21 protein-coding genes and 6 tRNA genes are annotated in these 23,267 nt (G+C 57.4%); 10 read left to right on the top strand and 17 right to left on the bottom strand.

From position 1 onward, the window contains the following. The first annotated feature begins 63 nt into the window (after positions 1-63). From cysM to MHZ89_RS10035, 3 genes are all read left to right on the top strand, one after another. On the top strand, positions 64-945 hold the full coding sequence (cysM, locus tag MHZ89_RS10045) for a cysteine synthase CysM (protein ID WP_311782877.1): 882 nt from the start codon (positions 64-66) through the stop codon (positions 943-945). A gap of 167 nt (positions 946-1,112) precedes the next feature. Continuing rightward, positions 1,113-1,793 (top strand): response regulator transcription factor, encoded by a 681-nt coding sequence (locus MHZ89_RS10040; protein ID WP_311782876.1) that lies wholly within the window; start codon positions 1,113-1,115, stop codon positions 1,791-1,793. Continuing rightward, positions 1,790-3,157, top strand: coding sequence for an ATP-binding protein (locus tag MHZ89_RS10035; protein WP_311782875.1), 1,368 nt, complete (start codon positions 1,790-1,792; stop codon positions 3,155-3,157). The genes MHZ89_RS10040 and MHZ89_RS10035 overlap by 4 nt, the downstream gene beginning before the upstream one ends. Positions 3,158-3,237: 80 nt before the next feature. Here MHZ89_RS10035 and crr read toward each other — a convergent pair whose 3' ends face one another. The 5 genes from crr to cysZ all read right to left on the bottom strand — a co-directional run bounded on the left by crr (position 3,238) and on the right by cysZ (position 8,198). Next, positions 3,238-3,741, bottom strand: coding sequence for a PTS glucose transporter subunit IIA (crr, locus tag MHZ89_RS10030; RefSeq protein WP_033753703.1), 504 nt, complete (start codon positions 3,739-3,741; stop codon positions 3,238-3,240). Between the two features lie 42 nt (positions 3,742-3,783). Further along, positions 3,784-5,511 carry a phosphoenolpyruvate-protein phosphotransferase PtsI gene (gene ptsI, locus MHZ89_RS10025; protein ID WP_311782874.1) on the bottom strand — a complete coding sequence of 576 codons (1,728 nt, stop codon included), beginning with the start codon at positions 5,509-5,511 and terminating at the stop codon, positions 3,784-3,786. 159 nt (positions 5,512-5,670) lie between these two features. Beyond that, on the bottom strand, positions 5,671-5,928 hold the full coding sequence (gene ptsH, locus MHZ89_RS10020) for a phosphocarrier protein Hpr (RefSeq protein WP_007889063.1): 258 nt from the start codon (positions 5,926-5,928) through the stop codon (positions 5,671-5,673). Between the two features lie 388 nt (positions 5,929-6,316). Beyond that, complete coding sequence (gene cysK / locus MHZ89_RS10015) at positions 6,317-7,288, bottom strand: cysteine synthase A (protein WP_311782873.1); 972 nt, start codon at positions 7,286-7,288, stop codon at positions 6,317-6,319. Positions 7,289-7,430: 142 nt separating this feature from the next. Further along, positions 7,431-8,198, bottom strand: coding sequence for a sulfate transporter CysZ (gene cysZ / locus MHZ89_RS10010; RefSeq protein ID WP_311782872.1), 768 nt, complete (start codon positions 8,196-8,198; stop codon positions 7,431-7,433). Positions 8,199-8,416: 218 nt separating this feature from the next. On the opposite strand from cysZ, the gene zipA reads away from it, so the two are divergent. The 3 genes from zipA (at position 8,417) to MHZ89_RS09995 (ending at position 11,774) form a co-directional block, all read left to right on the top strand. Continuing rightward, positions 8,417-9,469, top strand: a complete 1,053-nt coding sequence (zipA, locus tag MHZ89_RS10005; RefSeq protein WP_311782871.1) for a cell division protein ZipA — start codon at positions 8,417-8,419, stop codon at positions 9,467-9,469. A gap of 66 nt (positions 9,470-9,535) precedes the next feature. Beyond that, complete coding sequence (ligA, locus tag MHZ89_RS10000) at positions 9,536-11,554, top strand: NAD-dependent DNA ligase LigA (protein ID WP_311782870.1); 2,019 nt, start codon at positions 9,536-9,538, stop codon at positions 11,552-11,554. Between the two features lies 1 nt (position 11,555). Next, positions 11,556-11,774 carry a DUF3820 family protein gene (locus MHZ89_RS09995; RefSeq protein WP_120458179.1) on the top strand — a complete coding sequence of 73 codons (219 nt, stop codon included), beginning with the start codon at positions 11,556-11,558 and terminating at the stop codon, positions 11,772-11,774. A 27-nt stretch (positions 11,775-11,801) separates the two neighbouring features. On the opposite strand, the gene MHZ89_RS09990 is transcribed toward MHZ89_RS09995, so the two are convergent. Next, a complete protein-coding gene (locus MHZ89_RS09990; protein WP_311782869.1) occupies positions 11,802-12,812 on the bottom strand; it encodes a bile acid:sodium symporter family protein in 1,011 nt (336 codons plus the stop codon). Between the two features lie 95 nt (positions 12,813-12,907). Between MHZ89_RS09990 and MHZ89_RS09985 the strand changes: the two genes are divergently transcribed. Then, the gene (locus MHZ89_RS09985) at positions 12,908-13,828 is read left to right on the top strand and encodes a LysR family transcriptional regulator (RefSeq protein ID WP_311782868.1); all 921 of its coding nucleotides are present in this window, start codon (positions 12,908-12,910) and stop codon (positions 13,826-13,828) included. Here the strand turns inward: MHZ89_RS09985 and MHZ89_RS09980 are convergent. The 5 genes from MHZ89_RS09980 to MHZ89_RS09960 form a co-directional block, all read right to left on the bottom strand. Further along, positions 13,825-14,172 (bottom strand): FlxA-like family protein, encoded by a 348-nt coding sequence (locus tag MHZ89_RS09980; protein ID WP_311782867.1) that lies wholly within the window; start codon positions 14,170-14,172, stop codon positions 13,825-13,827. The genes MHZ89_RS09985 and MHZ89_RS09980 overlap by 4 nt on opposite strands. A 522-nt stretch (positions 14,173-14,694) precedes the next feature. Then, positions 14,695-14,770, bottom strand: a tRNA-Lys gene (locus MHZ89_RS09975). Positions 14,771-14,774: 4 nt separating this feature from the next. Further along, positions 14,775-14,850: transfer RNA gene (locus MHZ89_RS09970), tRNA-Val, on the bottom strand. Between the two features lie 41 nt (positions 14,851-14,891). Next, positions 14,892-14,967, bottom strand: a tRNA-Val gene (locus MHZ89_RS09965). 38 nt (positions 14,968-15,005) lie between these two features. Continuing rightward, positions 15,006-15,081, bottom strand: a tRNA-Val gene (locus tag MHZ89_RS09960). A gap of 271 nt (positions 15,082-15,352) precedes the next feature. Between MHZ89_RS09960 and gltX the strand changes: the two genes are divergently transcribed. Beyond that, positions 15,353-16,768 (top strand): glutamate--tRNA ligase, encoded by a 1,416-nt coding sequence (gltX, locus tag MHZ89_RS09955; protein ID WP_311782866.1) that lies wholly within the window; start codon positions 15,353-15,355, stop codon positions 16,766-16,768. A 36-nt stretch (positions 16,769-16,804) separates the two neighbouring features. Here gltX and MHZ89_RS09950 read toward each other — a convergent pair whose 3' ends face one another. Further along, entirely contained in the window at positions 16,805-17,158 is a 354-nt protein-coding gene (locus MHZ89_RS09950) for a YfeC-like transcriptional regulator (RefSeq protein ID WP_311782865.1), read from the bottom strand. Positions 17,159-17,267: 109 nt separating this feature from the next. Then, positions 17,268-18,056 (bottom strand): formate/nitrite transporter family protein, encoded by a 789-nt coding sequence (locus MHZ89_RS09945; RefSeq protein ID WP_311782864.1) that lies wholly within the window; start codon positions 18,054-18,056, stop codon positions 17,268-17,270. 353 nt (positions 18,057-18,409) lie between these two features. On the opposite strand from MHZ89_RS09945, the gene MHZ89_RS09940 reads away from it, so the two are divergent. Both MHZ89_RS09940 and MHZ89_RS09935 read left to right on the top strand, forming a co-directional pair. Then, positions 18,410-18,485: transfer RNA gene (locus tag MHZ89_RS09940), tRNA-Ala, on the top strand. Between the two features lie 45 nt (positions 18,486-18,530). Continuing rightward, positions 18,531-18,606, top strand: a tRNA-Ala gene (locus MHZ89_RS09935). A 119-nt stretch (positions 18,607-18,725) separates the two neighbouring features. Here MHZ89_RS09935 and MHZ89_RS09930 read toward each other — a convergent pair. Genes MHZ89_RS09930 through MHZ89_RS09915 form a run of 4 tightly spaced genes read right to left on the bottom strand, consistent with a single transcriptional unit; the run spans position 18,726 to position 22,984 of the window. After that, the gene (locus tag MHZ89_RS09930) at positions 18,726-20,339 is read right to left on the bottom strand and encodes a rhodanese homology domain-containing protein (protein WP_311782863.1); all 1,614 of its coding nucleotides are present in this window, start codon (positions 20,337-20,339) and stop codon (positions 18,726-18,728) included. After that, the gene (locus MHZ89_RS09925; protein ID WP_311782862.1) at positions 20,332-20,922 is read right to left on the bottom strand and encodes a cysteine dioxygenase; all 591 of its coding nucleotides are present in this window, start codon (positions 20,920-20,922) and stop codon (positions 20,332-20,334) included. Before MHZ89_RS09925 ends, MHZ89_RS09930 begins: the two co-directional genes overlap by 8 nt. After that, complete coding sequence (locus MHZ89_RS09920) at positions 20,919-21,899, bottom strand: ABC transporter substrate-binding protein (RefSeq protein ID WP_311782861.1); 981 nt, start codon at positions 21,897-21,899, stop codon at positions 20,919-20,921. Before MHZ89_RS09920 ends, MHZ89_RS09925 begins: the two co-directional genes overlap by 4 nt. Beyond that, the gene (locus MHZ89_RS09915) at positions 21,899-22,984 is read right to left on the bottom strand and encodes an LLM class flavin-dependent oxidoreductase (protein ID WP_311782860.1); all 1,086 of its coding nucleotides are present in this window, start codon (positions 22,982-22,984) and stop codon (positions 21,899-21,901) included. The genes MHZ89_RS09920 and MHZ89_RS09915 overlap by 1 nt, the downstream gene beginning before the upstream one ends. Positions 22,985-23,267: the final 283 nt, after the last annotated feature.

Below are 23,267 nucleotides of genomic sequence, written 5' to 3'. Positions count from 1 at the left end.
GACAGCGGGTGGGACTTGTCCCGCCCCTTTTTTTGCTCGCTTATGTTCGCCGGGAAACGCATCTTGACCACTCTGCAAAACACCATCGGCAATACGCCGCTGATCAAACTTCAGCGCCTGACGCCTGCCAACGGCAGCGAAATCTGGCTCAAGCTGGAGGGCAATAATCCTGCCGGCTCCGTCAAGGATCGCGCCGCCTGGTCAATGATTAACCAGGCGGAGCTGCGCGGCGAAATCACGCCGGGCGATCGCCTGATTGAAGCCACCAGCGGCAATACCGGCATTGCGCTGGCGATGATCGCCGCGATGAAAGGTTACGCGCTGCGCTTGCTGATGCCTGAAAATATGAGCCGGGAGCGGCAGGATGCGATGCGCGCTTACGGCGCGGAGCTGGTGCTGGTAAGCCGCGAGCTAGGTATGGAGGGCGCCCGCGACATGGCGCTGGCGATGATGGCGCGCGGCGAAGGTCGCGTGCTTGACCAGTTCAATAACCCTGATAATCCGCTCGGCCATTACCAGACTACCGGCCCGGAAATCTGGCAGCAGAGCGGCGGGCGTCTCACCCATTTCGTCTCCAGCATGGGCACCACCGGCACGATTACCGGCGTTGGCCGCTACCTGAAAGAGAAGAGCGACAGCGTAACCATTATCGGCCTGCAGCCGGAAGAGGGGAGCGCTATTCCCGGCATCCGCCGCTGGCCGCAGGCCTATCTGCCTGGCATCTACCGACCCGAGCTGGTCAATGTAGTGATGGATATGGGACAGTCCGAGGCGGAAGAGACGATGCGGGCGCTGGCGCGACGTGAGGGGATCTTCTGCGGCGTCAGTTCCGGCGGCGCGGTGGCGGGTGCCTTACGCATCGCCCAGGCGCAGCCAGGCAGCGTGATCGTCGCTATCGTCTGCGATCGCGGCGACCGCTATCTCTCAACCGGCATCTATCGGTAAATCCTCTCTTGAGCGGCCCGGCAGCGCCAGAGTGGTGGGGCCGGGCCGTTTTTGTCTATAGTCATCCTGAGCATCGTCTGACGTCGAATCTGTAAGGAACGCGTAAAACCGGCTGCGTCCGGCGCTCGCTCAGGACAAAATAGCGTCAATACAGGCGAGAGACCACCATGAAAATTTTGTTAGTTGATGACGATGTGGAGCTGGGCACCATGCTCAGCCAGTACCTTATTGCAGAGGGCTTTGAAACCCAGCTGGTATTAACGGGCAGCGCAGGCATTGAAGGCGCGCTTTCCGGCCATTACACCGCAATGATCCTTGATATTATGCTGCCGGATATGAGCGGTATCGACGTGCTGCGGCAGGTGAGGCAAAACAGCCGCCTGCCGGTAATCATGCTGACCGCCAAAGGCGACAATATCGACCGCGTGATCGGGCTGGAGATGGGCGCGGACGACTATATGCCGAAGCCCTGCTACCCGCGCGAGCTGGTAGCGCGTCTGCGCGCGGTACTACGCCGCTTTGAAGAGCAGGCGCCTCTGCCGGACAAAAAAGAGCTGCTGCGCTGGGGGGAACTGACGCTTAATCCCGCTACGCGCATTACCGAGTGGCAGGGCAAGCCCTTCGATCTCACCGCCTCAGAATTTAATCTGCTTGAGCTGCTGATGCGTTCGCCGGATCGCGTGGTGTCAAAAGATGAGCTGTCGGAAAAAGGGCTGGGCCGTCCGCGTGAGGCCTACGACCGCAGCGTAGATGTTCATATCAGCAATATCCGTCAGAAACTGTCGGCGCTTACCGCTGACAGCGTCAATATCGAAACGGTGCGCAGCATCGGTTATCGCATTCGATGAAGCAAAACTATCGCGGACGCATGTTCTGGAAGATCTTAATCGGCTTCTGGATCGTGTTCGTTATTATCAGTCAGCTACTCTGGCTCGGTTTTACGTTTGCCGGGAATCACCATGAGCCGCCGGAGATCATCGCTACGCGCCGCATCGTTAATCTGCAGATGGCATCAGCGGTATCGGTGCTGGAGCGCGGGGGGCTTAGCTCGCTGGACAATATGATGGCGGACTGGGAGCCGAACGATCGTCAGTTCTTTTCCGTTATCCAGCATGCGCGGCCTGCCCATAGCGAGCCGCTGCCGGAAACCTTTAACCCGCCCTTTCAGGGCAAATTCCCTGACGTTATTGTGCGCTGGGTGAAAGGCGCAGACGGCAAACAGTATGAACTGCGCTATGACGTCAAAGGCCTGCGGGAAGACAGCTCGATGGGAATGACCGGGCCGCGGCACATTCTTAATATCCCTGAGCCGATGTTCGTGTTTGCCGGGTCGGTCGGGTTGCTCTTTAGTCTGCTGCTGGCGTGGAACCTGACGCGGCCGATGCGCCAGCTGCGCGAAGGCTTTACACGCGTATCGAACGGCGATCTCAGCGTGCGGCTCTATCCTATGATGCGCAAGCGTCATGATGAGCTGTCTAACGTGGCCGAGGCGTTCGACGCCATGGTAGAGCGGCTTGATACGCTGGTTCGCGCGCGCGAGGAGTTGCTGCATGATATTTCGCATGAGCTGCGTTCGCCGCTGGCGCGTCTGCAGCTTGCGACCGGCTTAGCGCGCCAGACGCCGGAGAGCGTTAACGCCTCTCTCGATCGCATCGACGAAGAGGCGCGGCGGCTGGATAAGATGATTGGCGAGCTGCTGACGCTGTCGCGCGCCGGGCATGAGAGTATGCCTGACGAGCAATATTTTGATCTGACTGGCCTGGTGCACGCGGTTGTCACTGACGTGCGCTACGAGGCGCAGATTCCCGGCGTAAACGTTAATTTTCAGGTTGATGAAAGCGCCGATTACACGGTGCGCGGCAACGCCGAGCTGATCCGCCGCGGCATCGAGAATGTGCTGCGCAACGCGCTGCGTTTCTCGCTGCCTGGTCAGCATATTCAGGTCAGGCTTCAGGCGGAGCAGCAGTGGCTGGCGATCCGCGTACGCGATCAGGGGCCGGGCGTGGATGATGAAAAGCTCTCCAGCATCTTCGATCCCTTTGTGCGGGTTAACTCACCGCTGCTGGGTAAAGGCTATGGTCTGGGACTGGCTATCGTGCGTAAGGTGGTACTGGCGCATCACGGCGAGGTGCAGGCGGTGAATCGTCCTGAAGGCGGGCTGGAGCTGACTATCCGCCTGCCGCGCTGGCAGTCTCAGAGCAAGAGCGCGTAAGAGGGCTGCGCGCTGTCAGCGTCCGGAACAGACAAATAAAAACGGCACCCTGAGGGTGCCGTTTCTTTTAGCTGAATCTGTTACTTCTTGATGCGGATCACCGGCGTTTCGCCAACGGTAACCTGACCAGAGAGCTTAACCAGCTCTTTGATCTCATCCATGTTGGAGATCACAACAGGCGTGAGTGTCGATTTGGCTTTCTCTTCCAGCAGCGGCAGATCAAACTCGATCACCACATCGCCTTTCTTGACCTTCTGGCCCTCTTCGGCGATGCGCTTGAAGCCTTCGCCTTTCAGCTCGACCGTATCGATGCCGAAGTGCACAAACAACTCAATGCCGTTGTCAGACTCGATTGAAAACGCATGGTTGGTTTCGAAAATCTTGCCGATGGTGCCATCGACCGGCGCAACCATTTTGTTGCCGGTTGGTTTGATGGCGATGCCGTCGCCAACGATCTTCTCGGCAAACACCACATCCGGTACGTCTTCAATGTTTACGATCTCGCCTGACAGAGGCGCAACAATATCAATCGTCCCAGATGTGCTTTCTGATTTATTGCCAAAAAGCTTGTCAAGAAAACCCATATTCTTCTCCTAAACAGTATTGTTGGGCCAGCGTCTCGTGGATCAGCAGAGTGTTTTCTCTTTAATGAACTTGTTGACCAGGTTCATCAGGTCTTCCGCTGTAGGTTGAGCCAGAGCCTGCTCCGCCAGAGCTTTCGCATCTTCGAAATTCGTATTACGAATAATTTTCTTAATGCCTGGGATCGAAATGGCACTCATGCTGAATTCGTCCAGCCCCATACCCAGTAACAGTAGTGTAGCACGTTCATCACCAGCCAGCTCACCACACATGCCGGTCCACTTACCTTCGGCATGAGAGGCATCGATCACCTGCTTGATCAAGCCCAGCACCGACGGCGACATCGGGTTATAGAGGTGCGAAATCAAATCATTACCACGATCGACTGCCAGAGTATACTGCGTCAGGTCGTTTGTCCCAATACTGAAAAAATCCACTTCTTTAGCCAGATGGCGCGCAATAACTGCTGAAGCAGGGGTTTCCACCATAATGCCGACTTCGATAGTCTCGTCGAACGCTTTGCCTTCTTCGCGCAGCTGCGCTTTCAAAAGCTCCAGCTCGCCCTTCAGGATGCGTACTTCTTCAACAGAGATAATCATCGGGAACATAATGCGCAGCTTACCGAAAGAGGAGGCGCGTAAAATCGCGCGCAGCTGGGCATGCAGGATCTCTTTACGATCCATGGCAATACGAATCGCGCGCCAGCCGAGGAACGGGTTCTCTTCTTTCGGCAGGTTCATGTAAGGCAGATCTTTGTCGCCGCCGATATCCATGGTGCGCACGATAACCGCCTGCGAACCAACGGCTTCCGCAACTGCTTTATACGCCTGGAACTGCTCTTCTTCGGTTGGCAGTGAGTCACGGTCCATAAACAGGAACTCGGTGCGGTAGAGGCCGACGCCTTCCGCGCCGTTGCGCTCTGCGCCAGCGACGTCACGTACGGTGCCGATGTTGGCACACACTTCAACCTGGTGTCCGTCCAGCGTAATCGCCGGGAGATCTTTCAGCTTAGCCAGCTCATGTTTTTCGCTCAGGTACTGGGTCTGAACGGCCTTCAGCTCTTCCAGCTCGCTCTCTGACGGATTGACGTAAACTTTATTGTTAACGCCGTCCAGAATCAGGAAGTCGCCGTTTTTCACCGTCGCGGTCACGTTGCCGGTACCGACAATCGCCGGCAGCTCCAGCGAGCGCGCCATAATCGACGTGTGCGACGTACGGCCGCCGAGATCGGTAATAAAGCCCAGCACCTTTTTCAGGTTCAGCTGCGCGGTTTCCGACGGCGTTAAATCTTTTGCTACCAGAATCGACTCGTCCTGGATTGCGCTCAGGTCAACGATATGCAGACCGAGAATGTTTTGCAGCAGACGTTTGCCGATATCGCGAACGTCAGCGGCGCGTTCTTTGAGGTATTCGTCATCGAGCTCTTCGAGCGCTTTTGCCTGACCGTCGATAACGGAGTAGGCGGCAGCGTCGGCCGACGCGTGATCTTTTTTGATCAGGTCGATGATTTCCTGCTCCAGCTCTTCGTCTTCCAGCAACATGATGTGGCCTTCGAAGATGGCTGCTTTCTCTTCACCAAACGTTTCACCCGCTTTCACTCTGATCGCTTCCAGCTGCTGCGCAGCCTGAGCGCGGCCGTCGAGGAAGCGTTTTACTTCCTGGTCGACCTGGTCTTCAGAAATCTTCTTGCGGTTGATGACGATCTCATCCTCAATCAACAGCAGAGCTTTGCCGAAAGCGATACCTGGTGATGCTAAAATGCCTGAAATCATAACCCTACCTTTTAATCACGATGGCTCTTTGACCCAATGCGTTGCCATTGTCGCGGGAGCTGTACTCTACGGATGTGATAACGCGGACAAGTTGTCCGCGATCAAGATGTTTGCACTCAATGGGGCAAAGGAGTCGGTATACAGCAAAAGCTGAGTGGATTACTCCAGTTCAGCCATCAGTTTAACCAGATGCTCTACGGCCTGCTGCTCATCTTCGCCTTCGGCAGAGAGTGTAACAACCGTACCCTGAGTCAGACCCAGCGTCTGCAGTTTGAACAGGCTCTTGGCGCTGGCGGATTTGCCGTTAGAGGTGACGGTGATTTCTGACTGGAACGCTTTCGCTTCTTTAACAAACTGCGCGGCAGGGCGAGTGTGAAGACCATTAGGCGCGGTGATAGTAACTTCTTGCTGGAACATTCTGTTTCCCCAACGTTATCAGGTTTGGTGTTATGGACTTAAAGTCTAGCCTGGAGCCGTAACTTTAGCCTGTGTAGGTGCGCGGGTATAGCGTTACGCTGACCAATAAATGCGCTTGAATGAGTACGTCATTCCAGTTGAAGGGTCAAATTCCCTGTCGAGCGCTTCAGCTGCTAATTATGCCGTGATTCGCCATATCGCCAAATCCTTAAATCGATTCAGCTTGATCCACTTCAAAGGCGGATTAATTTCAGGCACCGAAATAATTGGCAGCTTAAATACCAGAGCAGCGTCACTGAAATCAATGTGGGCGGTGGCGAAAGTGAGATCTCCGCCACAAAAAAAGCACCCGTTCGGGTGCTTTTTTCAGCATTTTCAGAATCTGGCGTTACTGCTGCAGCTCTTTTTCAGTGAAAAGATCGGCAAACAGTGCGGTACTCAGATAGCGCTCGCCGGAGGAGGGCAGAATGACGACGATGTTTTTGTTGGCGAACGCCTCATCTTCCTGCAGCTTCAGCGCTGCCGCAACGGCTGCGCCGGATGAAATACCGGCAAGAATGCCTTCTTCTTCCATCAGCTGACGCGCAGTGTTGATCGCCTCTTCGTTAGTGATAGCTACCACGCGGTCAACCAAATTCAAATCCAGGTTGCCAGGAATAAAGCCGGCACCGATGCCCTGAATCTTATGCGGCCCGGGTTTGATCTCTTCGCCTGCGATGGCCTGAGCAATAACCGGCGAGTCGGTAGGCTCAACCGCCACGGTAATCAGATCTTTTTTGCCTTTGGTATTCTTGATATAGCGGGATACGCCGGTCAGCGTGCCGCCGGTACCGACGCCAGCAATAAACACGTCCACAGCGCCGTCGGTATCTTCCCAGATTTCAGGGCCGGTGGTCTTCTCGTGGATTTCCGGGTTGGCCGGGTTGCTGAACTGCTGCAGCAGCACATATTTGTCCGGGTCGCTGGCGACAATCTCTTCCGCTTTGGCGATTGCGCCTTTCATCCCTTTTGGCCCTTCGGTCAGCACCAGATTAGCGCCCAGCGCTTTCAGCAGCTTACGGCGCTCAACGGACATGGTCTCTGGCATGGTCAGCGTCAGCTTGTAGCCGCGCGCCGCAGCGACATAGGCCAGCGCGATGCCGGTATTGCCGCTGGTCGGCTCGACCAGTTCGACGCCTGGTTTCAAAATACCGCGTTTCTCTGCGTCCCAAATCATATTGGCACCGATACGGCATTTTACGCTGAAGCTCGGGTTACGGGATTCTACCTTCGCCAGAATGCGGCCGTTACCGATGCGGTTCAGTCGAACCAGTGGCGTATGACCAATTGTCAACGAGTTATCTTCATAGATCTTACTCATAGCCTGTCCTTAACTGTATGAATTATTGGGAGCCCTCTGAGCATACCCTTTCTGTCTGCGCGCGGAAGGAAAGAAAACGCATATCTATATGTCCCCGCGCAATAAGCCTCTGCAAAAAATGCATAAGGCGTTCTGATGAGTACTAGCGTAGCTCACTGCGAGCCAGCTGCCCGCGATAGCGATCGACCCACATCGCCGTTGCGCCGCACACCGCGACCGGCATTATCGCCAGGTTAAGAATCGGGATCATGGTAAACAGGCTGACCAGCGCCCCGAACTGCATATTGGCCGTTTTATGTCTGCGCAGGGCGCTGCGCATCTGCTGGAAACTCACCTTATGGTTATCAAACGGATAGTCGCAATATTGCACAGAGAGCATCCATGCGCTGAACAGGAACCACAGCACCGGCGCCACCGTCTGACCAAAGCCTGGAATAAAGTAGAGCAGCAGCAGGCCGAGCGCGCGCGGCAGATAGTAGCCGAGCTTTTGCAGTTCGCGCTTCATAATGCGCGGCACATCTTTCAGCATCGCCAGCCAGCCGCTGTCCGGCATCGCTTTGCCTGTCAGGCGACCTTCCAGCTGCTCCGCGAGTAGTCCGCAAAACGGCGCGGCGATCCAGTTGGCAATAGTAGAAAAGAAGTAGCTGAATACCAGCACGATAGAGATAACTGACAGCGGCCAGAGCAGATAACTCAGCCACTGCAGCCAGTCGGGGATATGCGCCATAAGCTGCGGGATCCAGCTGCCCAGCCGGTAAAACAGCCAGACGAATGCGCCGCCCAGCAGCAGGATATTGACCAGCAGCGGGATAATGACGAAACGTCGGATGCCTGGCAGACGAACCAGTCTCCAGCCTTCGCTAAAATAGTGCACGCCGTTGAAACTTGAGACAGTGTTCTTGTGGGCCATACAGGCAACTCTCCAGAAAATAATCAGGCGAGACCATGATAACCTGGCTTTTTCTCCTGACCATGAGGCGATTGTGTGAAAAAACAGCAAAAAAACGTGGGGTGACTATCTTATTTGTCAGAAAATACTGCACGAGCTTGCACTTGTTTAGCTGGGCAAATACAGTTAGAAGATAAAGTTTGCCGCGGTGGCAAGGTATTGGAACAACAGAGAATACAATGATGCAGGATTTGCGTCTGATATTAATCGTTGTTGGCGCGATCGCCATTATAGCGCTCCTTCTTCACGGGCTGTGGACCAGCCGTAAAGAGCGCTCGTCAGTGTTCCGCGATCGCCCGCACAAACGGCTCAAACAGCGCGACCAGCGCGACGATGATGAAGATAGCCTGACTGACGATGAAGAGGGCGTCGGCGACGTTCGCGTGCGCCATGAACGGCCGCATCAGGAGCCGCGCATCGATAATTTCCGCGACGAGCCGCAGGATGATACGCCTCCTTTCAGCGCGACGCCGGAGAAGCCGCGTCAGCCAGCCGCGCGTCCTCAGCCGCAGCCGGAAAACGATCCGTTGCTGACGCCGCAACAGCCGCGTACTCAGCAGCCGCAACCTCAGCCTGTTCAGACGCCAGCGCCGCAGCAACCTGCGCCGCGCTTTGCGCCAGCGCAGCCTATTCAGGCCGATCCGCTGCTTGATTTAGATCCGCTGGAAGCTGTCCAGCCTGAGCCGGAGTTCCAGGCCGAGCCGGAATATGAGCCGCAGCCGCAGCACGCTGTTCATCACCAGCCGGAATATCAGGAGCCTCAGCACGAGGAGCCGGTTCGCCAGGAGGCGCCGAAAGCGCCGGGCAAGCCGAAGGAGACGGTGCTGGTGCTGCACGTCGCCGCGCATACCGGCGGCACGCTGAACGGCGAAGCGCTGCTGCAGGGCATTCTGCAGGCGGGCTTCCAGTTTGGCGAAATGAATATTTTCCATCGACATCTCAGCCCTGCGGGCAGCGGCCCGGTGCTGTTCAGCCTGGCCAATATGGTCAAGCCTGGCTCGTTTAATCCGGACGAGATGTCTGACTTTTCCACGCCGGGTATCTCTATCTTTATGATGGTGCCTTCCTATGGCGATGCGAACCAAAACTTTAAGCTAATGCTGCAGTCCGCGCAGCGCATCGCCGATGATGTCGGCGGCGTGGTGCTGGACGATGAGCGTCGTATGATGACGCCGCAGAAGCTGGAAACCTACAAGACCCGCATCCGCGAGGTCATTGAATCCAGAGAATAATCCAGGCCATTAATCCTGATTAACCAAACCCCCGCCTGTCGGGGGTTTTTTATCTGATGGGGCAATATGAAATCCGTTCAGGACCAGATCACCGAACTGCGCACCACGCTGCGCCATCATGAATATCTTTATCATGTTATGGATGCGCCCGAGATACCGGACGCCGAATATGACCGCCTGATGCGCGAACTGCGCGCGCTGGAAGAGCAGCATCCCGATCTTATTACGCCCGACTCACCGACCCAGCGCGTCGGTGCGGCGCCGCTGACGGTATTTGAACAGGTGCGCCATGAGGTGCCAATGCTGTCGCTGGACAATACCTTTGACGAAGCTGGTTTCCTCGCCTTCAACAAGCGCGTACAGGATCGCCTGAAAAGCAGCGATGATATCGCCTACTGCTGCGAACTGAAGCTGGATGGCCTGGCGGTAAGCCTGCTCTATGAAAATGGCCTGCTGACGCGCGCCGCGACCCGCGGCGACGGCACCACAGGAGAGAACATCACCGCTAACGTCCGCACCATCGGCGCGATCCCGCTGCGCCTGAAGGGCGATGATTTTCCTGCGCGGCTGGAAGTGCGTGGTGAAGTCTTTATGACGCAGCGCGGCTTTGAAAAGCTCAATGCCGAAGCGCGTCGCACCGACGGCAAGGTCTTTGCCAACCCGCGTAACGCCGCCGCTGGATCGCTGCGTCAGCTCGACCCGCGCATCACCGCGAAGCGCCCGCTGACCTTTTTCTGCTACGGCTTCGGCCTGCTGGAAGGGGGCGAACTCCCGGGCAGCCACTATGCGCGACTGCAGCAGTTTAAAGCCTGGGGATTGCCGGTCAGCGACCGCATCAGGCTGGTACAGGGCGCGGAAGAGGCGCTGGCGTTTTATCGGAATGTAGAAGAGACGCGTCCCGGTCTGGGATTCGATATTGACGGCGTGGTGATTAAAGTCGATTCGCAGGCGCTGCAGGAGCGCCTCGGTTTTGTGGCGCGCGCGCCGCGCTGGGCGGTGGCGTTCAAGTTTCCCGCGCAGGAACAGATGACGTTCGTGCGCGACGTAGAATTTCAGGTAGGCCGTACCGGCGCCGTGACGCCGGTAGCGCGTCTGGAGCCGGTTCTGGTGGCGGGCGCGATGGTGAGTAATGCGACCCTGCACAACGCGGATGAAATCGAGCGTCTCGGCCTGCGCATTGGCGATAAGGTGGTGATCCGCCGCGCGGGCGATGTCATTCCACAGGTTGTAAACGTGGTGCTCTCCGAGCGTCCGGCCGATGCGCGCGAAGTGGTTTTCCCCACGCACTGCCCGGTATGCGGCTCTGACGTTGAGCGCGTCGAGGGTGAGGCCGTGACGCGCTGTACCGGCGGGCTAATCTGCGGCGCGCAGCGCAAAGAGGCGCTGAAGCACTTTGTCTCGCGTCGCGCGATGGACGTCGATGGCCTGGGCGATAAAATTATCGATCAGCTGGTGGAGACCGAATATGTCAAAACGCCTGCGGATCTGTTCCGCCTGACGCCGGAGAAGCTGCTTGGCCTGGATCGCATGGGGCCGAAATCCGCGCAAAACGTGGTAAACGCGCTGGAGAAAGCGAAATCGACTACGCTGGCGCGTTTCCTCTACGCGCTCGGCATTCGTGAAGTGGGCGAAGCGACCGCCGCCAATCTGGCGAATCACTTCGGCGAGCTGCAAAAAGTGATGGACGCCGACCTGGAGGCGCTGATTGCGGTTCAGGATGTCGGCACCGTTGTCGCCACCCACGTACGCAACTTTATGGAAGAAGAGAGCAACCGCGAAGTCATTCGCCAGCTGGTGGAAGAGGCGGGGGTGCACTGGCCCAACATTGAGGTGGTGAAGGCGGAAGAGATCGACAGCCCGTTCGCCGGTAAAACCGTAGTGCTGACCGGCTCGCTGACGCAGCTAACGCGCGATGAGGCGAAAGATCGTCTGACCGCGCTTGGCGCGAAGGTGAGCGGCAGCGTATCGAAGAAAACCGATCTGGTCATCGCGGGCGAAGCGGCTGGCTCCAAGCTGGTTAAAGCGCAGGAGCTAGGCATTGAGGTTATCGACGAAGCCGAAATGATTCGGCTGCTGGATGCCTGATATGGACAAGGCGTTCCTGGTAGAGATCGCCAATACGGCGATGCCGTTCGGCAAGTATAAAGGCTGCCTGCTTATCGATCTGCCGGAGCCTTACCTGCTGTGGTTCGCGCGCAAAGCGGAGTTTCCCTCCGGCCATTTAGGCGAGCTGATGCAGATGACGCTCGCTATCAAAATTGAAGGCCTGGAAGGTCTGGTCAAACCGCTTAAACGCAACGCGTAAAAAAGCCCGCTTCGGCGGGCTTTTTTATTACTTCTGCGACTCCACGACGGTCGGCCTCATCTCTTGCTTCTGCTTCTTCTCATGGCTGGCTTTGTAGCGCTGCGCGATATAAGAGCAGATCATCAGCTGTACCTGATGGAAAATCATTAGCGGCAGCACGATAATCCCCACCGCGCTGGCCGGGAAGAGAATGTTTGCCATCGGCACGCCGTTCGCCAGGCTCTTTTTCGAACCGCAAAACAGCACCACGATTTCATCAGCGCGGTTAAAGCCGAACAGGCGCGAGGCGCAGAGATTAATTGTCAGCACCAGCGCCAGCAGCAGCAGACAGCCCGCCAGGATCCACAGCAGGGTATCAATGCCAACGCGATGCCAGATGCCGTTAACCACCGCTTCGCTAAAGGCGGAGTAGACCACCAGCAAAATTGAGGTCTGATCGGTTTTGCCGATCAGGCTGCGATGCCTTTCCACCCAGCCGGCAATCCAGCGGCGCGACAGGTGACCCAGCACAAAGGGCACCAGCAGCTGCAGCATAATTTTGCCGACCTGCTCAAGCCCGTTGGTGGGCGCGCTGCTGTGCACGTCCATAACCAGATTCACCAGCAGCGGAGAGATAAAGACGCCCAGCAGGCTCGACGCCGAGGCGCTGCATACCGCCGCTGCTACGTTGCCGCCCGCTATTGAGGTAAAGGCGATAGCGGACTGTACGGTGGCGGGCAGAATGCAGAGATAGATAAAGCCGGTATAGATCTCTGCGCTGACCTTAACCGGGTGCCACCAGACGATCAGCAGGCCGATAATCGGAAAGAGCACAAAGGTGCTGAACATAATCCACAAATGCAGCCGCCAGTGGCTACTGCCCGCAATGATCTTTTCGCGTGACAGCTTGGCGCCGTGCATGAAAAAGAGCAGGGCGATAGCGGCAGTGGTCAGGTATTCAAAAATATCGACAAAGACGCCTTTAGCAGGCAGAAAGGTGGCCAGCAGCACCGTGATGATCAGTTTGATCATCATCGGATCGAGTCGCAGAAATCCCATTGTTAAAATCCGGTTAAAATTTACATGGTGTGATTGTGCGGGATGCGGGTTTAGAAATAAAATTGATTTATTGCATCAATCTATGAGCACTTTCGATGAATTATACTTTACGCCAGCTGCGCACCTTTGTCGCCGTCGCCCACTATGGCGGATTCAGCCAGGCCGGACAGGCGATTGGTTTAAGCCAGTCCGCCGTCAGCCACAGCATTAAAGAGCTGGAAGCCGTTATCGGCGTGCGGCTGCTCGACAGAACGACCCGCGAAGTGATGCTGACGGAAGCGGGGCAGCAGCTCGCCTCGCGCATGGCAAGCCTGCTGGAAGAGATGAACTCTACGCTGCTGGATATTCGCAGCTACGGCGAACAGCGCAGCGGTACGGTGCGCATCGCCGCCAGCCAGACCATCTCCGCGCATCTGATGCCGCAATGCCTCGCCGCGAGCCAGCAAAGCTATCCCGACATCAGGATTATTTTGCATGACCGAGTGCAGGAGATGGTTTTGCAGAGCGTACGCAATGCCGAAGTCGATTTCGGTATTGTTATCGGCCCGCTTAACGACAGCGATCTCGACTGCCAGGCGATTCTGGACGAGCCTTTTTTGCTGTTATGCCGCAGCGACGATCCGCTCGCTTCGGTGGAAAAAGCGCAGTGGCGCATGCTGGCGGGACGCACCATGGTGTTGCAGGATTACGCTTCTGGCAGTCGGGTGTTAATCGACGCGGCGCTGCGACAGCAGCAGGTCAAGGTAAACGTTGTGCAGGATATTGGTCATCCGGCGACGCTGTTTCCCATGGTCGATGCGGGTATCGGCATCAGTATTTTACCGGCGCTGGCGCTGCCGCTTCCGGCGGGCAGGGCGCTGACCGTACGCCGACTCTATCCTGAAATCAACCGCAGCCTGGTGCTGGTTAAGCGCAAGAACCGGTCGCTGACGCCTGCGGCGCAGGCGATCTGGCAGGAAGCGCGTCAGCAGGCGACGCTGCTGACGCAACAACGCGCGATAAATCCGGCGTTTTAGATATAGACGTTAACCTGATTGGTAGCGGTCGGCCGATTAATGCCGTCGGCAGCCTGAACGCCTGCAGCCTGTTTCGCCGGTTCGCTGTTCTGCTGCGCCTGCTCGGTCTGCTTCTGTTCAAGCTGAGCGATCTGCGCTTCGAGCATAGCGATTTGCGACTGGTACATCTGCTCCATTTCAGATTTCTGCTCGTCGGTCATATCCTGATTATCCGACAGCTCTTTAACCTGCTTCGTGATGCTCTGGATCTGCTTATTGAGCGCGGAAATCTGCGACGAGACGCTGGCGCTGCTGCTACCGGCGCTACTGCCTGTACTGCCAGATAAAGCGGATATTGCTGACATCTTTTTTCTCCTTGCATGCAAATAGACAAAATCGTTATCGGTTCAGAAGAAAAAGGCTTGAGGCAAGAAAGCGTTAAGGTTTGGAAAAGGTATTGTCGGGGCTGTGCAGGTTGCTACACAGCAGCAGAAACGAAAAAAGCGCCCGTTGGGCGCTTTTCTCTGAATTTGGTGGGTCGTGCAGGATTTGCCTCGGCCCGTCCGGGGCCTCGCCCTGTGGGTGATGCTTCGCATCAGCCTGAATCGCTCCGGCGATTCAGTCGAACCTGCGCAGCTTCTCATCCTGCACGTTGACCTTGTGTGCGCAGAAACGAAAAAAGCGCCCATAAGGCGCTTTTTTCTGAATTTGGTGGGTCGTGCAGGATTTGCCTCGGCCCGTCCGGGGCCTCGCCCTGGGGGTGATGCTTCGCATCAGCCTGAATCGCTCCGGCGATTTAGTCGAACCTGCGCAGGTTCTCATCCTGCACGCTAAGCTCAGGTGCACAGAAACGAAAAAAGCGCCCGTTGGGCGCTTTTCTCTGAATTTGGTGGGTCGTGCAGGATTCGAACCTGCGACCAATTGATTAAAAGTCAACTGCTCTACCGACTGAGCTAACGACCCGAAGTGGTGGGTGATGACGGGCTCGAACCGCCGACCCCCTCCTTGTAAGGGAGATGCTCTACCAACTGAGCTAATCACCCACTTCGGTACTGCTTAACAAGAGTGTCATCTGACTAAGATATGGTGGGTGATGACGGGCTCGAACCGCCGACCCCCTCCTTGTAAGGGAGATGCTCTACCAACTGAGCTAATCACCCATATCTTATCTCTTGTTCACTGCGGGCCACCTTTAGAGTGGTGGGTGATGACGGGCTCGAACCGCCGACCCCCTCCTTGTAAGGGAGATGCTCTACCAACTGAGCTAATCACCCCCGCTGTGTGGAGTCGCATTATAGGGATCCTTCGAAGTGAGTCAACGCTTTTTAAAACTAAAATGCGCGTTCGCTTCAAAATTAGACATCCCGCGCTGCTTTTAGCCAATGTGCTGGTTTTATTAGCAGAAACCCGCCGCTTTCCCCCTTTGCGCAGGCGCGCAGTCATTGAGGATTCAACGCCAGGTGCTAGAATGTGCGCACAGTTTTTCGCGTCTAACCCGTTTTTTGTCATCCAGACAAAGAACCTGCGCATCTAAGGCACTGCTGAATGAAAATCAAAACTCGCTTCGCGCCCAGCCCGACCGGCTACCTGCATGTTGGCGGCGCACGCACCGCGCTCTACTCCTGGCTTTTCGCACGTCATAACCAGGGCGAATTTGTCCTGCGTATCGAAGACACCGATCTGGAGCGTTCCACGCCGGAAGCCATCGAAGCCATTATGGATGGCATGAACTGGCTGAGCCTGGACTGGGACGAGGGTCCCTACTACCAGACCAAACGCTTCGATCGCTATAACGCGGTTATCGACGACATGCTGGAAGCGGGCACCGCCTATAAATGCTACTGCTCGAAAGAGCGCCTGGAGCAGCTGCGCGAAACGCAAATGGCGAACGGCGAAAAGCCGCGCTACGACGGTCACTGCCGCGACAGCCATGAACATCACGCGGCGGACGAGCCTTGCGTAGTGCGCTTCCGCAACCCGCAGGAAGGTTCAGTTATTTTTGACGACCAGATCCGCGGCCCGATCGAGTTCAGCAACCAGGAGCTGGACGACCTGATTATCCGCCGCACCGACGGTTCGCCGACCTATAACTTCTGCGTCGTTGTTGACGACTGGGATATGGGCATCACCCATGTGATTCGCGGCGAAGACCATATCAACAATACGCCACGTCAGATCAACATCCTTAAAGCGATCGGCGCGCAGGTGCCGATCTACGCGCACGTCTCTATGATTTTGGGCGACGACGGCAAAAAGCTCTCCAAGCGTCACGGCGCGGTAGGGGTTATGCAGTACCGCGACGACGGCTACCTGCCGGAAGCGCTGCTTAACTACCTGGTGCGTCTGGGCTGGTCCCATGGCGATCAGGAGATCTTCTCTGTTCCAGAGATGAAAGAGCTGTTTACGCTGGACGCCGTCAGCAAATCTGCCAGCGCGTTCAACACCGAAAAGCTGCAGTGGCTCAATCACCACTACATTAACAGCATGCCGCCGGAATATGTGGCGACCCATCTGCAGTGGCATATCGAACAGCAGAATATCGACACCCGCACCGGCCCGGAACTGGCGAAGCTGGTCACGCTGCTGGGCGAGCGCTGCAAAACGCTGAAAGAGATGGCGGCTTCCTGCCGTTACTTCTATGAAGAGTTTGATGAGTTCGATGCTGACGCGGCGAAAAAACATCTGCGCCCGGTTGCGCGGCAGCCGCTGGAGGTGGTGCGCGATAAACTGGCCGCCATCAGCGACTGGACAGCGGAAAACGTGCACCATGCGATTCAAAGTACGGCGGATGAGCTGGAAGTCGGGATGGGTAAGGTCGGCATGCCGCTGCGCGTCGCCGTCACCGGCGCAGGCCAGTCGCCAGGGCTGGACGTCACTGTTGAAGCCATCGGGCAGCGCCGTAGCGTAGCGCGTATCGAAAAAGCGCTGGCTTTTATCGCTGAACGCGAAGCGCAGGCCTGACAGACAAAAACCGGAAGCGCGATGCTTCCGGTTTTTTTATTCTTCGCTAATCCCCAGCCGCTGAAGCACGCCTTTAATCCCTTCACGCAATATGAGCGCCATAAGCTGATCCTGTTCACTCTGCGACATTTGCTGTACAGAACTTAATAGTAACGCAGGTAAAGAGTTCTGCTGCGTGGTGTAGGAGGCGTTGGGTTCGTTCAGGTTGCGCATGGACTGAATAAAGTTTTTAACGCGCTCGTCAATATGAATCAATCTCGCTTTACCGCCCTGTACGCCGGGCTTCGGCGTGGTGGTCCAGTTTTCGCGCTTAATCCATTTATTGACCGTTTGACGACTGTAACCTGTTTCGTTCGCGAGTTCTTCGGGGGTTAACCATTCCTTTTTCACGATGCTGTCCCTGTGTAATACATTAGCTATACATATTACAGCAAAACGTAATGCGTGAAAGTAACACGAATGGAAATTGCCTTTTGCCTGGCGACAAAAGGCAAAGAAATTACTGCGCGGTACCTACTGCTTCAGCAGAAGGACGGAAGGCGAGGAAGTAAGCGAGGCCGACAAAAACAGCGCCGCCGACGCCGTTACCCAGGAACACGGCAACGAAGTTAGGCAGGTAATCTGCCCAGGTCAGCTGGCCAGCGAAGATGGCCGCAGGCACGATAAACATGTTAGCGACGACGTGCTGAAAACCGATCGCGACGAACGCCATAACCGGGAACCACATACCAAAGATTTTGCCCACCACATCTTTACTGGCGAAGGCCAGCCATACTGCCAGGCAAACCAGCCAGTTACAGCCGATGCCGGAGATAAAGGCGTGCAGGAAATCCGCATGCACTTTCGCGCTGGCGATAGCGACGGTCTTCTTCAGATAGTCGCCTTCGGTCATGCCCAGCATATGGCCGAAGAACCAGGCGATAGCAAGGCTGCCGATAAAGTTAGCGATAGTGACCCAGAACCAGTTGCGCAGTACGGCGAAACCGCTAATACGGCGCGCAAACCAGGAAACCGGCATCGTCATCATATTGCCGGTCAGCAGTTCGCCGCCCGCCAGTACGGTCAGGATCAGGCCGACCGGGAACACGGCAGCGCCCAGCAGGCCGCCAAATGAGCCCCACTCAGCCGGTAATGAGTTGATCACGTGCAGATCAAGCAGAAAGCCGGTGGCGATAAAGGCGCCGGCCATAAAGCCAAGAATTAATAACGTCGGAATGGAGGCGCGGCTTTTAGTGACGCCAGCCTGAATCGCCAGTTGAGCGATCTCTTTAGGTGAATGCAGCGACATAGTATCTCGAATATTATTGATAGTTGTGACAGGGATGGTGTTGTTTTAAGGCGTGGGCAGCGATGACCACTTGGTTAGCGGGCTAAGTTTTACACGGCTTTTAACGGAAAACAAGAAAAATCCTAAAGGCTGTTTAACCGTAATTTAACCTGTCAAAGCAGATAAAACCGGGTGCGTAACCGCGCTGGTTAGCGCCTTCTGTAATGGCTGAATAAAAGCGGCTGAAAACAGCGTGTTCCGCTATTTGCCGCCTTTTTCAGCGATTAAACGCAGTTTTTGATTTTGCCGTTGACACCCTGAGGACGGTTTCATATCATGCCGTCCGTCGAGTAACACGACGGTTTTTTCGGTTCGGGGCTATAGCTCAGCTGGGAGAGCGCTTGCATGGCATGCAAGAGGTCAGCGGTTCGATCCCGCTTAGCTCCACCAAATCGCATCCCAACGATTTGGCACTGAAAAAACGATTCCAGATGTGGGGGTATAGCTCAGCTGGGAGAGCGCTTGCATGGCATGCAAGAGGTCAGCGGTTCGATCCCGCTTATCTCCACCATTTTCAAAGACCTGATTTCTCAGGCAACTTCCTTAAGCAGCAGACCAGTCATTTAACGTATTTGCGCGCCCAAGAAAAAGAGCGACATCGCTGCCGCCCTGTTTTCATGCCCTCAATGTCTACGCCGTCACGCTTTGCGTTTCAGGCCGCAGGACGCGAAAGCCGTGTGTGCCGTCGCGATCCAGCTGCGCCACCAGCCCATACTCCCAGTCGAGATAGGCCTGCATCACCTCAGGTTCAATATCGGTGCCCTCATAAGGACGGCGATAGCGATCGATGGCGGGCGACAGCAGCGTATCCTCACCAGCCTCCGTCGGCAGTCCGGCGTTGCGCCAGGCGGTATTGCCGCCCTCCAGCAGATAAACCGGCTTGCCGGTCAGCGCCGCGACCTGTTCTACCGCATAGCCCGCCAGCAGGCTACTGCCGCAGGTTAAGACATAGCGTTCGGCCTCTGGCAGCAGCGCTTTTCCCTGCTGTTGCAGCGTGGAGCGCAGCAGCCAGGCGGCGCCGGGAATATGGCTTTTAACATGGTTGGCGCGCGTGGTGAAATCCAGCACCTGGGTGTCGCCCTGATTCAGCCAGTCGGCTAACTGCTGCGGCGATACGTGCTCTGCGGGCGCTACGGCGGGCACCTGCGCCGTCCAGCCGCCCGTCGCGCTGAAATCCTGCGGCTGTAAACCCTCAAGCACCGCTACTTCCCAGCCCATCTGCGCCAGCCAGGAGGCCGTCATGCTGGCGCGCACGCCGTCGTTGTCGATCAGCACGATACGCGCGCCGCGCACGCTGGCGTAGTGATCGGTTTCCTGCACCAGCTGACCGCCCGGAACGTGACGGCTGCCCGGCAGATGACCGGCAGCGAACTCATCGGCGTCACGCACGTCGAAGAGATAAGTGGTGCGGGCTTCCTGCTGCCAGCACGCCAGCTGAGCGGCATCAATGCGTGCGACGCCCGCGCGATCTGCCACATGACGCGCCTGCGCGACGGCATGACGATGAGCAGTGTCGCTGGTGGCGCCATAGCGGCGGCTCTGCTGCTGCTCAAGCGGTAAGCCGGCCAGCGTCCAGCCGATGGTGCCGTTGCGCAGCGCATAGACCGGATTACCTATCCCCGCGTTAACGAGCGACTGCGTACCGATAATACTGCGCGTACGCCCTGCGCAGTTCACAATCACCATGGTATCGGGGGAGGGAGCGATATCGCGCACGCGCAGCACCAGTTCTCCGCCCGGTACGCTGATGGCGCCGGGAACGGACATGGTGTGATATTCATCGAAACGGCGTGCGTCGAGCACCACTACGTCAGCCTTGTCGCGCAGCAGCGCATCAACCTGTTCCGCCGCCAGCGACGGCGTATGGTTATGGTGTTCCACCAGCTCACCAAAGGCTTTGCTCGGCGAGTTCACGTCGATAAACAGCTCGCCGCCCGCTGCACGCCAGCCTGCCAGATCGTCCTTAAGCAGGGTGATATTGCTGTAGCCCCATGCCGCCGCGCGCGCCGCCGCCGTCTGCGCCAGACCTTCGCCGTTATCGTAAAGGGTAATTGCGGTATCGCGACGCGGAAGACGATCCAGCCATTCCAGCTCCAGTTTTGAGAGAGGGATATTCACCGCAAACAGCGGATGTCCTTGCGCATAGAGCGCCTCGTCGCGCACGTCCACCAGCGCCACTTCCTGCTGCTGGCGCAGCGCCTGCTGAATCTCTGCGGCGTCGCGCAGAGGAAAGGTTTTAGCCATGTGAGAGATCCCAGATATTAGGTAAGTAGCGGTTGCTGTAACCGGAGATAAAGGGTTTTTCGCTGCCGTCTTCCCGGTATACGGCGCGTTTTACCGCGCCGATATTGGCACCGTAAACGTGGATGCTGATGGATACGCGATCGTCGAAGGCGTTGCTCACGCGATGGATATCGCCGACGCGCGGCGATACCGCTTCGATATGGCCGGGGTCCAGGCGTACCGGCGCGCCGTCCGGCACCAGCCCGTCACGCGTCTGCGTAAAGCCCTGCGACACTTCCGCACCGCGTAACATACCGATCAATCCCCAGACGCGGTGATCGTGCACCGGCGTCTGCTGACCAGGCCCCCAGACAAAGCTCACCACCGAGAAACGCTGCTGCGCGTCGGCATGCAGCAGATACTGCTGGTAATGCTGCGGATGCGGCTGGGTAAACGCCTCGTCCAGCCAGTCGTCGTTCAGCAACAGCGGACGCAGCAGCTCGCTGCCGCGCGCCAGAAGAGTCGCCTCGTCCGGCTGCTGGTCGAGCAGGGCGGCGAGCTGCGCCACAAAATCGCGCAGCCGATGATAATTAAGATCGCTCACGATTTGTTCTCCTGATAGTGACGCGCCACCTGGTTAGCGCCCTCCGCCAGACTGAAATCAAAGGCGCCGCTGACGTCCACCGCGTTGGGCAGCACCTGATAGCGATGGAAGAAGTCGGCGGATTTTTGCAGCGTAGCGATAAGCGAGGAGTCGAATACCAGCGGACGGATGCGCGCGTCGTCGATCCAGCTGCGGGTAATGGCGGTCGGCATATTGAGCGATTTTCCCAGCGCCTGTGCGAACGGCTGCGGATGCTGCGCCGCCCAGATCTGCGCCTTCGCCAGTCGCGTCAGCAGATCGGCGATAGCTTTGCGTTTCTCTGGATCGCCCAGCGCCTCTTTGCGCGCCAGCGCATAGGAGTAACCGGACATAATGCCGCTGCCGCCGCCCTGCGGCACGCGTACTGTACCGTCGACCTGGGTTGAGGTGGCGATATAAGGCTCCCAGGGCGCCCAGGCGGAAACCGCGCCAGAGGTGAGCGCCGCGCGGCCATCCACCGGGCCGAGGAAACGCAGCGTCACCTCATTGGGCTTCAGGCCGGCGCGCTCCAGCAGGCCAAGGATCAGATAGTGTCCCCAGCCGCCGCGGTTAACGGCGATCTGCTTCCCTTTCAGATCCTGCAGGCTGTGGACCCCGGCGTCAGGACGCGTCAGCAGCGCGATGCTGTCTGGATTGTTCTGCCACGCCCCGACCGCTTTAACCGGCGCGCCTGCGGCATAGACAAACAGGAACGGCAAATCGCCGGTAAAGCCGACGTCCAGCGCGCCCGCATTCAGCGCTTCCTGCACCGGCGCGCCAGCGTCAAACGCGGTGAGCTTCAGCTCATAGGGCAGATTTTCCAGCTCGCCGGAGGCCTTCAGCGCGGCGAAACGATCTCCTTTCACGTCGCCAAGGCGCAGCGTCACTTTTTCGGCAGCGAGGGCGTGATGAAGGCTTAACGCCAGCGTGATACCGGCAAACAGGGCGGCGAGACGCATCAGGCGATCCTCTTGCCGCGCGTCAGGGCGGTGACTTTTTCGCGCGTTAGCGGCAGCAGTTCGCGGCCATACTCCACCGCGTCGTTCAGCGGATCGAAGCCGCGGATCAGTACGCTGTCGATACCAAGGTTGTAGTAATCCAGCAGCGCGTCGGAAACCTGATCCGCGGTGCCCACCAGCGCAGTGGAGTTGTAGCCGCCGCTCACCAGCTTCGTGATGCCGGTCCACAGCACTTTATCGTGGCGGTCGCTTTCGTTAGCCGCCGCCAGCAAGCGCTGCGCGCCCACGCTTTGCGGCTTGGGCAGGCCAAAGGAGTAGCCCGACTCGGCCAGCTGCTTCTGCGCCGTCTGATAAATATGTTCCGCGCGCTCCCAGGCCTCTTTCTCGGTTTTGCCGATAATCGGGCGGAAAGAGATATTGAATTTAATCTCGCGGCCTCTTTTCGCCGCGGCGGCGCGTACGGTTTGCACAGTTTCCGCCGCGCCCTGCAGCGGCTCGCCCCACAGCGCGAAAACGTCGGCGTGGCGCGCGGCGACCTCAATCGCCTCTGGCGAAGAGCCGCCAAAGTAGACCGGCAGTTTGCTTTGCAGCGGTTTGATGGCGGAAAAGGCCTGCTCGGCGCGGTAAAAGTCGCCCTGGTGATCCCAGGCTTCCGCCGAGGTCAGGCTTTTATTCAGCACGCTGAGAAACTCGTCGGTGCGCGCATAACGTTCCGCTTTATTGAGGAAGTCGCCGTCGCGGCGCTGCTCGCTGTCGCTGCCGCCGCTGATGATATGCACCGCCAGGCGTCCGTTGGTGAGGTGATCGAGCGACGCCAGCTTACGCGCCGCCAGCGTCGGCGACACGAAGCCCGGACGATGCGCCAGTAAAAACTTAATGCGCGAGGTGCTGGCGGCGGCGTGCGCCGTGACTAAAAAGCCGTCTGGTTGATCGGACCAGTAGCCCACCAGAACCCGATCAAATCCCGCCTCTTCATGGGCGCGGGCGAAATCAGCAATGTACTTTTTATCGAATAACGGCCCGCTGGCCGGAATGATTTCAGAGGCCAGACGATGGCCGATCATGCCCAGAAACTGAATGCTCATGCGCTTCTCCTGATGTTGAGTTACCAGAAAACTACGGGGCGGCGGGCGTGAGATGAAATTCCATATTGTGCAAAGGATTTGCGGGAAACGGGGAAGGGCGGCGCAGCGCGGCTGAGACGAGGCGAAAGGCGTTATATCAAGCAGGAATAATTAAGAATAAGGGCGAGACATCGTCTCGCCCTGCAGCGCTCTGCCCGGAGGCAGCGCGGAAGTGAATGGTTCAACAAGGCGCAGATGGCGGCGTCTCTGCCGACTTTTCCCGCCACATCCTGTCGCGGGGCGC

This window comes from Pantoea sp. ACRSB (genome assembly GCF_022346905.1).
GTDB classification, from domain to species: domain Bacteria; phylum Pseudomonadota; class Gammaproteobacteria; order Enterobacterales; family Enterobacteriaceae; genus Pantoea; species Pantoea piersonii.
The sequence above is the reverse complement of the archived record's forward strand: the minus strand, read 5'-3'. Positions and strand labels throughout refer to the sequence as shown.

Excerpts from the sequence above, each read along its gene's own strand:
- crr (WP_033753703.1), bottom strand. The coding sequence starts at position 3,741 with ATGGGTTTTCTTGACAAGCTTTTTGGCAATAAATCAGAAAGCACATCT.
- MHZ89_RS09920 (WP_311782861.1), bottom strand. The coding sequence starts at position 21,899 with ATGCGTCTCGCCGCCCTGTTTGCCGGTATCACGCTGGCGTTAAGCCTT.
- cysK (WP_311782873.1), bottom strand. The coding sequence starts at position 7,288 with ATGAGTAAGATCTATGAAGATAACTCGTTGACAATTGGTCATACGCCA.
- gltX (WP_311782866.1), top strand. The coding sequence starts at position 15,353 with ATGAAAATCAAAACTCGCTTCGCGCCCAGCCCGACCGGCTACCTGCAT.
- MHZ89_RS09915 (WP_311782860.1), bottom strand. The coding sequence starts at position 22,984 with ATGAGCATTCAGTTTCTGGGCATGATCGGCCATCGTCTGGCCTCTGAA.
- MHZ89_RS10040 (WP_311782876.1), top strand. The coding sequence starts at position 1,113 with ATGAAAATTTTGTTAGTTGATGACGATGTGGAGCTGGGCACCATGCTC.
- zipA (WP_311782871.1), top strand. The coding sequence starts at position 8,417 with ATGATGCAGGATTTGCGTCTGATATTAATCGTTGTTGGCGCGATCGCC.
- ptsI (WP_311782874.1), bottom strand. The coding sequence starts at position 5,511 with ATGATTTCAGGCATTTTAGCATCACCAGGTATCGCTTTCGGCAAAGCT.
- ptsH (WP_007889063.1), bottom strand. The coding sequence starts at position 5,928 with ATGTTCCAGCAAGAAGTTACTATCACCGCGCCTAATGGTCTTCACACT.
- MHZ89_RS09980 (WP_311782867.1), bottom strand. The coding sequence starts at position 14,172 with ATGTCAGCAATATCCGCTTTATCTGGCAGTACAGGCAGTAGCGCCGGT.
- MHZ89_RS09945 (WP_311782864.1), bottom strand. The coding sequence starts at position 18,056 with ATGTCGCTGCATTCACCTAAAGAGATCGCTCAACTGGCGATTCAGGCT.
- MHZ89_RS09930 (WP_311782863.1), bottom strand. The coding sequence starts at position 20,339 with ATGGCTAAAACCTTTCCTCTGCGCGACGCCGCAGAGATTCAGCAGGCG.
- ligA (WP_311782870.1), top strand. The coding sequence starts at position 9,536 with ATGAAATCCGTTCAGGACCAGATCACCGAACTGCGCACCACGCTGCGC.
- MHZ89_RS09985 (WP_311782868.1), top strand. The coding sequence starts at position 12,908 with ATGAATTATACTTTACGCCAGCTGCGCACCTTTGTCGCCGTCGCCCAC.
- MHZ89_RS09995 (WP_120458179.1), top strand. The coding sequence starts at position 11,556 with ATGGACAAGGCGTTCCTGGTAGAGATCGCCAATACGGCGATGCCGTTC.
- cysZ (WP_311782872.1), bottom strand. The coding sequence starts at position 8,198 with ATGGCCCACAAGAACACTGTCTCAAGTTTCAACGGCGTGCACTATTTT.
- MHZ89_RS10035 (WP_311782875.1), top strand. The coding sequence starts at position 1,790 with ATGAAGCAAAACTATCGCGGACGCATGTTCTGGAAGATCTTAATCGGC.
- MHZ89_RS09990 (WP_311782869.1), bottom strand. The coding sequence starts at position 12,812 with ATGGGATTTCTGCGACTCGATCCGATGATGATCAAACTGATCATCACG.